Raw genomic sequence first — 9,170 nt, 5'->3', positions numbered from 1 at the left:
AATCTCTTTAGAAGAAGCAAACACCTATTTTTTAAGCGAAGATGAAGGCCTACCAGACCATGTTACTGGGGTAAAAGACATTAATAATACACTCGATGAGTTTTTAGGCGTTTGGACACTAGACTATAACAGCAAACATTATGAGTTAACCATTACAAAATTTGAGAGTATGCTTGTTGATATCCCAAACGATATTTTATTAATTAAGCATAAGATCACAGATAATAATGGTGTAGTGCTAGATGATACCACTATCTTACCAAATAAGAGTCCCTCAATTATGAAAGGATGGTTCTTCCTTAGTGATAATGAAACTTATTTAGTATCTTATTTTGGCTCAAATTCTAAATGTGGGCAATTTGGTGATGTAATCATATATATAGATAATGATAATGTATTAGGAAATGAAATGATTTTTCATTTTGATAGAGGTCATGATATTATTAACTCTAATGAGTGTACCGCACCTGTAACATTTCCTTTTCCTATAGATACATTTTTAACTTTTACAAAACAGTAATTTATAAAAAGGCTTCAATTGTTATGTTGAAGCCTGAATATACTTCTTAGGCGTCGTCCCAAATTTCTTCTTAAAAGCCGCAATAAAATGGCTTCCTGTGCTGTACCCCACTTTTAGTCCAACTTCATTGACATTATAATCACCAGATTCTAAGAGTTTACGTGCGACTTCCATTTTGTAATCAAATAGAAAACTAAAAACCGAGTCACCATAAATTTGTTTAAACCCTTCTTTTAATTTTTTTAAGCTTAAATCTATGTCGTCTGCTAACTCTTGTAAGGTTGGCGGTTCTGCCATATTAGCGATCATAATATCTTTAGCTTTTTTAAGTTTAGCTACATTAACCTCATCCACTAAAAACGGACATTGTTCAATATCGGCATCCTCACTTCTGTTAAAAAACAAGCTTATTAATTCGTAAGCTTTACCTTTAAAATATAAAGACTTAATAGAATTATTAAGATTAAAACTAATCAACTGATTTAAAACAACCGCCATGGATGGAGATATTTTTCCATCCTTATAATACTTCTTCCCCTTATTATCATCTGTTAAAAAGGTAACATAATTCGCATCTTCAGAAAATAAGCCATGGAATTTTTTAATAGAAATCACTAAAGAGACCAACCAAGAATGTGGTTTTAATTCTAAGTGAATGGGCAAATCGCGCTGTGGGTTATATAGTAATAACGATGTTTCTTCATCAATATTCAAGGTATAATTCCCTTGATTAAACATAAACGCAGCTGTTCCTTTAGTACAAAAATGAAACTGAATATAACTACTATCAATCTCGCGCTCAAGAATTTCAACCGTATCGTTCTCATTTTTATGCGTTAGCACAAAAAAGCCATCTTCAATACGCGTTTCTTCAAAAGTACCTTTAGCGATACTTTTTAAACCTGTATTTTCTAAATTCATTTCATCCCTATTTAGATTCGTTCTAAACAAAAAGCTAAAAAGCCATTGGTTTTACTACAAAAATATGATATTTATCATGTTTTAGTAAAAAACTAAGCTAAAAAACCACAATCGATACTTTAAGTTCTTCTAGCGTTGTTTTTATTTAAATATCAAATTTACATTTGTGCTGTTACTTTCCAAAGTCAGGTAAACGAGCGAACGCAACACATGCATAATAAAAGCAAATATTTTTACGCTATAGGTCTCAGCTATAAAAAAGCAGATGCCGAAATACGTGGTCACTTTAGTCTAAGCGATACTGCTAAGCAAAATGTTTTATCGCAGGCCAAACAAAACGGTATTGAGAGTCTTTTAGTAATCTCAACATGCAACCGAACAGAAATGTACGGATTTGCAGAACACCCTTATCAACTCATTCAATTATTGTGCGATAACACAAAAGGGACCGTTGAAGAATTTCAAGACGTCGCTTATGTTCATAAAAACAAAGAAGCCATTAATCACATGTTTCGTGTAGGTTCTGGTTTAGATAGTCAAATTTTAGGTGATTTTGAAATTATCTTTCAACTTAAAGCTGGAGCGAGAGCTTCAAAAAAAGTTGGATTATTAAATTCATTTACCGAGCGTTTAGTGAATTCTGTGATTCAAGCAAGCAAACGCATTAAAAACGAAACGCAATTATCATCTGGTGCCACTTCAGTCTCTTTTGCCTCAGTTCAATACATAATGAAGAATGTTGAGAACATTTCTGAAAAAAACATTTTACTCTTCGGAACTGGAAAAATAGGAAGAAACACTTGTGAAAACTTGGTAAAACACACCAAAAATTCTCATATCACTTTAATAAACAGAACTAAAGATAAAGCTGAAGAAGTTGCTGGTAAATTTAACCTCATCGTTAAAGATTACGAGAAACTAGAAGATGAAATTAATACTTCAGACATTGTTATTGTAGCAACAGGAGCACAAAACCCTACGGTTTATAAAAGCCTAATTTCTACTGAAAAACCACTATTAGTTTTAGACCTTTCGATTCCTAAAAATGTAAACGAAGACATTAGAGAGCATGCTAACATCACACTAATACATATGGATGATTTAGCTAAAATTACAGATGATACTTTAGAAAATCGTAAAGCGTTTATTCCAGATGCTGAGGCCATAATCTTAGAAATCACATCAGAATTCAATGCTTGGTTAGACACTTTAAAGTTTGTCCCAACCATTCAAGCTATAAAACATAAGTTAACAGATTTTAAAAACTCTGAACTTAATACACAACGCAAGAAAATTGCTGATTTTAATGAAGATCAAGCAGAATTAATTAGTAATAATATCATTCAAAAAATTACCAATCAATTTGCACACCATCTTAGAGAAGACAGTAACACTTCAGATGAAAGTATAGAGCTTATCAAAAAAATATTTCAGTTAGAAACTACCAATAATGTCTAAAATAATTCGCATTGGCACACGCGACAGCCAGCTCGCTATGTGGCAAGCAAAAACCGTTCAATCACAACTTGAGCATTTAGGTCATAAAACCGTCCTTGTCCCAGTAAAATCAACCGGAGATTTAGTACTCGATAAACCCTTGTACGAACTTGGAATTACCGGAATTTTCACTAAAACCTTAGATATTGCCATGTTAAATGGGAGTATTGATATTGCGGTACATTCACTAAAAGATGTCCCAACAGTTCTACCAAAAGGCATAATTCAAGCGGCAGTTCTAAAACGTGGAAACATTAATGACACCTTAGTTTTTAAAGACAATGAAGAGTTTTTATCTGCTAAAGATGCCATTATAGCCACAGGAAGTTTAAGGCGACGAGCACAATGGTTAAACCGCTACCCCACACACACCATTGTTGGTTTGCGTGGAAATGTAAATTCAAGACTAGAAAAGTTAGAAAAAAACGAAGATTGGGATGCTGCTATTTTTGCAGGTGCTGGTTTAGGCCGTTTAAACATTACACCCGAAAACTCAATTAATCTACACTGGATGGTTCCAGCACCAGCACAAGGAGCTATTATGATTACGGCTTTAGAAGCTGACGAGGACACTAGAGCAATCTGTGCAGAAATTAATCACGAAGAAACACAAATTTGTACGTCTATTGAGCGCGAATTTCTAAATCGCTTAGAAGGAGGTTGTACTGCACCAATTGGAGCGATTTGTTATATAAATAAAGAAGAAGAGGTTAACTTTAAAGGTGTTCTTTTAAGTAAAGACGGTACTAAAAAAATAGAAGTTACTAAAGTGGTACCTCTAGGCAAACATGAAGAGGTAGCAGAATTCTGTGCCAATTATATCATTGGAAAAGGTGGTAAAGTTTTAATTGACGAATTAACGCAAGGTGACAAAATCACTAATATCTATTCCACAAAAAAACTAACCAACGATCAGCTAGCCAAGTTTCATGAAGCAGTGGTTGCTGAAAGTAATGATGATATTAAAATTAATCCTAACCGATTAAATAAAACTATCGTCCGTAATGAAATTGAGAACGTTATCATTACAAGTCAGAATACTGTAGATTCTTTACTTACTAATTTTTCACCTGTAGAATTACAATTCAAAAATATTTATTGTGTAGGTCGAAAGACAAAGCGAATGGTTGAAAAACGTATCGGAAAAGTAAAACATTACGAGCAGTACGCTAAAGATTTAGCCGAACACATGGCTGAATACATGGATGGTACCGAAGTGACCTATTTCTGTAGTAATTTAAGATTAGACACTATACCTGATATTTTATCTAAACACAACATCAAAGTCAACGAAGTTGAAGCATACGAAACTAAGCTTGATGCTAAGAAACTTGAAGGAGACTTAGATGGCGTCATGTTTTATAGCCCATCAACGGTTCAAAGTTTTTTACAACTAAATGAAGCTAAAGGTATTGCATTTTGTATTGGAGAAACAACGGCTACTGAAGCTAAAAAGTACTTTAAAGAGGTGAGAGTTGCTAAAGTTCCTTTGGTTGAGAGTGTTGTTGAATTGGTGAATGAATTTTACAAATAGTATTACACCCCTAAAGTCCCCTCAAGGGGACAATTGTTCTATGAAACTTTAGAGGTTTATGATAAAAATCTTATTTTCAAAATGAACATAATATTATCAATTTACTCAATTTTAAATCTGTAAATTGTCCCCTTGAGGGGACTTTAGGGGTGTTTTTTGAAAAAATAATTAAAAAATAGATTCCTGTTTTTACAGGAATAACAGAAACATGATAAAGAACGATTTATTTTTAAGAGCATTAAAAGGAGAAACTGTAGAACGTCCACCAGTTTGGATGATGCGTCAAGCGGGCAGATACTTACCTGAGTTTATGGAAATCAAAGCGAAATATGATTTCTTTACACGTTGTCAAACACCAGAATTAGCAAGTGAAATTACGGTACAACCTATTCGTAGATACGGAATGGATGCTGCAATTCTGTTTTCAGATATTTTAGTGATTCCACAAGCGATGAATATTGAGGTACAAATGAAGCCTAATTTTGGGCCTTACTTACCAAATCCTATTCGCTCTCAAAAAGACGTCGATAACGTCATTGTTCCTGATGTAAAAGAGGCTTTAAACTATGTTTACGAGGCTATAAAAGCGACCAAAGAAAAGCTAAATGACGACATTCCGTTAATTGGTTTTGCGGGTTCACCTTGGACCATTTTATGTTATTGTGTGCAAGGTCAAGGCTCTAAAAACTTTGATAAAGCTAAAGAGTTTTGTTTTACAAATCCGATTGCTGCACATGGTTTACTGCAGAAAATCACAGATACAACCATCGCCTATTTAAAGGAAAAAGTAAAAGCGGGTTGTAATGCTGTACAAGTTTTTGATTCTTGGGGAGGCATGTTATCTCCTGTAGATTATCAAGAATTTTCTTGGCAATATATACAACAAATCATTGATGCCTTAAAGGATGATGCACCTGTTATTGCTTTTGGAAAAGGCTGCTGGTTTGCCTTAGATACAATGGCTAAATCTGGAGCTTCTGCTTTAGGTATCGACTGGACGTGTTCTGCAAAAAATGCACGTTACCTCACCGGAGGGAATATCACTTTACAAGGTAATTTTGATCCTACACGATTATTCTCGCCACCGGCAGAAATTAAAAAGATGGTGACTCAAATGATTAACGACTTCGGGAAAGATAAATACATCGTTAATTTAGGACATGGTATTTTACCAAACATTCCATTAGAAAATGCCAAAGCATTTATTGACGCCGTTAAGGAATACAAAGCGGAGTAAGATTAATTCTCTATTATTGTAACTTAAAACACCTTTTAACGTCTTTTAAGTATCGTCAATTAAAAACAATAATATGATTAATAACATATTAAAAGGTATACAAGCCTATACTGGAACTTTCGCTTTAATTTCAAAATTAAAACTTTGGAAATACTTCGCTATTCCTATACTTATTAGCATTGTTACTGCTACCATTATTGGACTATCAGCTTATGGTTTTTCTGATAATATGGGGCGTTTTATAGCTAAAGTATGGGTTTGGGATTGGGGCAAAGAAACCTTTACTACCATTTCTACCTTTATTGGTGGTATAATGATAGTAGCTATTGGTTTAATTCTTTATAAACATATCATTATGGCCTTGTCTGCACCTTTTATGAGTCCGGTTTCAGAAAAAATTGAAACACACTTAACAGGCATCGACAAGCACAATCACAGAACGACCTCTTTTCAAGAACAACTATGGAGAGGTATTCGTATTAACGTTAGAAACTTAGGGAAGGAATTACTAATTACACTACCCATTTTATTATTGAATTTCATTCCGCTAATTGGAAATATTGCATCTACAGTTATATTGTTTTTAGTACAAGCATATTATGCCGGATTCGGTAATATGGATTATACGCTAGAACGTCATTTTAAGTATCGTGAGAGTATTCAATTTGTAAGAAAATATAGAGGTGTTGCTATAGGAAATGGTATTGTTTTCATGTTGTTTTTATTCATTCCTGTTATTGGTGTTATCATCGTTTTACCCTTAAGTGTAACAGCTGCAACGCTAAAGACCGTTGAGCTTTTAAAGAATGAAAACCTATTAAACAAAGACCTTTCCAACATAGAAAAATGGAAAGCATGATAACGGCATTCAATGGTTTTAAAATCACCCCCATTCATGAAAGAGACGCATGGAACATTTGTGATTTTTGTGTCGCAAATGCAGATAGACTAAAACTATATTTTCCAAAAACTTTAGAACAGAATTTAAACCCAACCTTATCTCAACTCTTTGTTGAAAAAATGGTGAAACAGTTCGAAAACAAAGAAACGTTTCTATTCACATTAAAACATACTGAAACCAGAGAACTCGCAGGACTTGTTTACATCAAGGAACTCGACTGGACTATAAAACAAGGAGAATTTGCCTACTGCATTGGTTATCCTTTTGAAGGGCAAGGCTTAATGTCTGGAGCTATTAATCAACTATCTCAACATGCTTTTACTAGTTTAGGTCTAGAAACACTTCAGATTATTGCTCATAAAGATAATTTACCGAGCGTAAAAGTGGCTTTAAAAAATGATTTCAAATGGATTAAAACCTTGGCTAATGAGTATACACCAATTGGAAAATCGCCTTTGGATATGGAATTGTATGAGTTAAATAAACAAAACACACGCTAAGACCTTGCAGGTTTTTAAAACCTAGCAGGTCAATCCTACACTTAATTCAAGACTAAATTTGTAATACAATGGAATTACTAAAAAAAGACAATTACTATCATATTTATAATCGTGGTATCAATAGTGAAACTGTTTTTCAAGACGACAACAATATGTCTTATTTTCTCAAACTTGTTGAGAAATACCTAATTCCAAAAGTTAACATTCTAGCTTACTGTTTACTCAATAATCATTTTCATTTTGCTATTGAAGTCACAACAGACACCAAAGAAGTTAATCAAGCTTTTTCAAATTTATTTAATGCCTATACCAAAGCTTACAACAAGCAGAATTATAGAACAGGTGCTTTATTTGAAAGACCATTTAAAAGAAAGCACATTAAAGATGAAAATTATTTAAAACAACTCATTTTATACATACATAGAAATCCAGAAAATCATAATATTGTTGAAGATTTCAAATCTTATGAGTTTTCCTCTTTTAAATTATACAGTACTGAAAATACTACATTAATTAGCGAGAAAAAGCCATATATTATTGGGCTTTTTGATGACTTAAAGAACTTCAATATAACACATAACAATAATACACCGAACGAATTAAATATGGAATACGATGATTCTAGACCTGCTGGGTTTGAAAAACCCGCTAGGTCTTCAATGAAAGACCAATTCTTCAAATACATACACCAATTACAAGACACTATTACCTCTAAACTAGAGGAAGTAGACGGCAAGGCTAAATTCCAAGAAGACCTTTGGGACCGACCAGAAGGAGGCGGAGGAAGAACACGCGTTATTGAAAATGGTGCTGTTTTTGAAAAAGGAGGTGTGAATATTTCTGGTGTTCACGGTAAGTTACCAGACAGCATGCAGAAATATTTTGGTGTAGAGGATGCCGATTTTTTTGCTTGTGGATTAAGCTTAGTCTTACATCCTAAAAATCCAATGGTACCAACCGTACACGCCAACTGGCGCTATTTTGAAATGTATGATAACGAAGGAAATATTGTAGACCAATGGTTTGGTGGTGGACAAGATTTAACGCCTTACTATTTGTTTGAAGACGATGCGAAACACTTCCATCAAACCTGTAAAACGGCTTGCGACAAACACAACCCAGAGTTTTATGCTAAATACAAAGCGCGTTGCGATGAATATTTTTATAACGCACACCGTAATGAAGGTCGTGGTATTGGCGGTTTATTCTTTGATTATTGCAAAGCTACCGACAATATGAGTATGCAAAACTGGTACGATTTTGTAACCGAAGTTGGCGATAGTTTCTTAGAAGCTTATGTACCAATCGTTGAAAAACGAAAAGATTTAGACTACACCAAAGCGCAACGTGACTGGCAAGAAATTAGAAGAGGACGTTACGTAGAATTCAATCTCGTACACGATAAAGGCACCTTATTCGGATTAAAAACTAACGGACGTATAGAAAGTATCCTAATGAGTTTACCACCACATGTACAATGGGTATACGACCACACCCCTGAAGCAGGAAGCGAGGAAGAAAAACTAATTAAAGTGTTACAAAACCCTGTAGATTGGGTATAATTTAAATGGAATAGACCTGTCTAGTTTACTGTTTGACCTAGCAGGTTTTTCAAACCTAGCAGGTCTCTAAAAAATAGCAACAATGAATTGCCATTGCGGAAATACCAAAACCTACCAGGACTGCTGCGAAATATTCCATAGCAACAACGGAAAAACAGAAACCGCTGAGCAACTGATGCGTTCGCGCTATAGCGCTTTTGTTTTAGCGGATGGCGATTATTTAATGGCAACGCATCACAGCTCTACACGACCAACAAAAGAGAAAAAAGCGATTGTAAAATGGGCAAAATCTGTTCAATGGATACGACTTGAGGTTTTAGAAACCACAAAAGGAACTGAGAACGATACAGAAGGCACGGTAACCTTTAATGCTTACTTTTTTGAAAATGGAAACGTAGATGTTATTCATGAAAAATCAGCTTTTGTAAAAGAGAATGAGCAATGGTTTTACTTAGGCTTGAGTCGATAGCAAAAACCTCAAACCTGACCTAGCAGGTT

At 34.3% G+C, this 9,170-nt stretch carries 9 protein-coding genes; 8 read left to right on the top strand and 1 reads right to left on the bottom strand.

Annotated elements, in window-relative coordinates; translation table 11 throughout:
- Window positions 1-520 (top strand): hypothetical protein (locus ABD730_RS14725; RefSeq protein ID WP_344715663.1); only part of this gene is annotated, 520 nt, incomplete at its 5' end.
- Between the two features lie 21 nt (window positions 521-541).
- Here ABD730_RS14725 and ABD730_RS14720 read toward each other — a convergent pair.
- The gene (locus tag ABD730_RS14720) at window positions 542-1,441 is read right to left on the bottom strand and encodes a helix-turn-helix transcriptional regulator (protein ID WP_344715662.1); all 900 of its coding nucleotides are present in this window, start codon (window positions 1,439-1,441) and stop codon (window positions 542-544) included.
- Between the two features lie 210 nt (window positions 1,442-1,651).
- Here ABD730_RS14720 and hemA point away from each other — a divergent pair, with 210 nt between their 5' ends.
- From hemA to ABD730_RS14685, 7 genes are all read left to right on the top strand, one after another.
- A complete protein-coding gene (hemA, locus tag ABD730_RS14715) occupies window positions 1,652-2,899 on the top strand; it encodes a glutamyl-tRNA reductase (RefSeq protein ID WP_344715660.1) in 1,248 nt (415 codons plus the stop codon).
- Entirely contained in the window at window positions 2,892-4,472 is a 1,581-nt protein-coding gene (gene hemC / locus ABD730_RS14710) for a hydroxymethylbilane synthase (RefSeq protein ID WP_344715658.1), read from the top strand. The genes hemA and hemC overlap by 8 nt, the downstream gene beginning before the upstream one ends.
- Before the next feature lie 208 nt (window positions 4,473-4,680).
- Window positions 4,681-5,709, top strand: coding sequence for a uroporphyrinogen decarboxylase (gene hemE, locus ABD730_RS14705; RefSeq protein WP_334468785.1), 1,029 nt, complete (start codon window positions 4,681-4,683; stop codon window positions 5,707-5,709).
- 73 nt (window positions 5,710-5,782) lie between these two features.
- Window positions 5,783-6,568 carry an EI24 domain-containing protein gene (locus ABD730_RS14700; RefSeq protein ID WP_334468783.1) on the top strand — a complete coding sequence of 262 codons (786 nt, stop codon included), beginning with the start codon at window positions 5,783-5,785 and terminating at the stop codon, window positions 6,566-6,568.
- Complete coding sequence (locus ABD730_RS14695) at window positions 6,565-7,110, top strand: GNAT family N-acetyltransferase (RefSeq protein ID WP_344715656.1); 546 nt, start codon at window positions 6,565-6,567, stop codon at window positions 7,108-7,110. Before ABD730_RS14700 ends, ABD730_RS14695 begins: the two co-directional genes overlap by 4 nt.
- A gap of 659 nt (window positions 7,111-7,769) precedes the next feature.
- Window positions 7,770-8,672, top strand: coding sequence for an oxygen-dependent coproporphyrinogen oxidase (gene hemF / locus ABD730_RS14690; RefSeq protein ID WP_344715669.1), 903 nt, complete (start codon window positions 7,770-7,772; stop codon window positions 8,670-8,672).
- Between the two features lie 82 nt (window positions 8,673-8,754).
- Window positions 8,755-9,141 carry a YchJ family protein gene (locus tag ABD730_RS14685; protein ID WP_344715655.1) on the top strand — a complete coding sequence of 129 codons (387 nt, stop codon included), beginning with the start codon at window positions 8,755-8,757 and terminating at the stop codon, window positions 9,139-9,141.
- Window positions 9,142-9,170 lie beyond the last annotated feature (29 nt).

Origin of the sequence: Winogradskyella damuponensis (assembly GCF_039538385.1) — a bacterium.
GTDB classification, from domain to species: domain Bacteria; phylum Bacteroidota; class Bacteroidia; order Flavobacteriales; family Flavobacteriaceae; genus Winogradskyella; species Winogradskyella damuponensis.
This window is presented reverse-complemented; position numbering and strand designations above follow the sequence as displayed.

What these genes read in the sequence shown, in the direction of transcription:
- ABD730_RS14720 (WP_344715662.1), bottom strand. Translation starts at nt 1,441, where the DNA reads ATGAATTTAGAAAATACAGGTTTAAAAAGTATCGCTAAAGGTACTTTT.
- hemA (WP_344715660.1), top strand. Translation starts at nt 1,652, where the DNA reads ATGCATAATAAAAGCAAATATTTTTACGCTATAGGTCTCAGCTATAAA.
- hemC (WP_344715658.1), top strand. Translation starts at nt 2,892, where the DNA reads ATGTCTAAAATAATTCGCATTGGCACACGCGACAGCCAGCTCGCTATG.
- hemE (WP_334468785.1), top strand. Translation starts at nt 4,681, where the DNA reads ATGATAAAGAACGATTTATTTTTAAGAGCATTAAAAGGAGAAACTGTA.
- ABD730_RS14700 (WP_334468783.1), top strand. Translation starts at nt 5,783, where the DNA reads ATGATTAATAACATATTAAAAGGTATACAAGCCTATACTGGAACTTTC.
- ABD730_RS14695 (WP_344715656.1), top strand. Translation starts at nt 6,565, where the DNA reads ATGATAACGGCATTCAATGGTTTTAAAATCACCCCCATTCATGAAAGA.
- hemF (WP_344715669.1), top strand. Translation starts at nt 7,770, where the DNA reads ATGAAAGACCAATTCTTCAAATACATACACCAATTACAAGACACTATT.
- ABD730_RS14685 (WP_344715655.1), top strand. Translation starts at nt 8,755, where the DNA reads ATGAATTGCCATTGCGGAAATACCAAAACCTACCAGGACTGCTGCGAA.